1 pseudogene is annotated in these 422 nt (G+C 68.5%); it reads right to left on the bottom strand.

The features are described 5' to 3' along the window. Window positions 1-199: 199 nt before the first annotated feature. Window positions 200-422: pseudogene (locus tag FJV41_RS57515) on the bottom strand (molecular chaperone HtpG); the annotation flags it as partial.

Here is a 422-nt window from a genome sequence, read left to right as displayed (position 1 = left end):
GCAGGCACCGGGCCGTTATTTCCGCTGCAGGCAGTGCACCGGCATGCTGGACTTGCCGGACCGTCTGCCGGTGAACTGACGGCAGCACCTGCACAGACAACGCACTCCAGAAAAAAGCCGCGGAAGGCAGAATCGCCCCTCCGCGGCTTCGGCCCGGCCAAGGCCTGCAACGCAGGCCCGCCGGCTCACCCAGCCAGCCTCACACCAGCAGCGCGTTCACCCGCTTCACGTACGCGGCCGGGTCTTCCGGCAGCCCGCCTTCGGCCAGCAGGGCCTGGTCGAAGAGGATGTGGGCGAGGTCGTGGAAATGCACGCTGCCGCCCAGCTTCTTCACAAGCGCATGCTCCGGGTTCACCTCCAGCACGGGCTTGGCGTCGGGCAGGGACTGGCCGGCCTGCTTCATGAGGCGCGCGAGCTGGGTG

This window comes from Myxococcus llanfairpwllgwyngyllgogerychwyrndrobwllllantysiliogogogochensis, assembly GCF_006636215.1.
Taxonomy (GTDB): Bacteria; Myxococcota; Myxococcia; order Myxococcales; family Myxococcaceae; genus Myxococcus; species Myxococcus llanfairpwllgwyngyllgogerychwyrndrobwllllantysiliogogogochensis.
The sequence above is the reverse complement of the archived record's forward strand: the minus strand, read 5'-3'. Positions and strand labels throughout refer to the sequence as shown.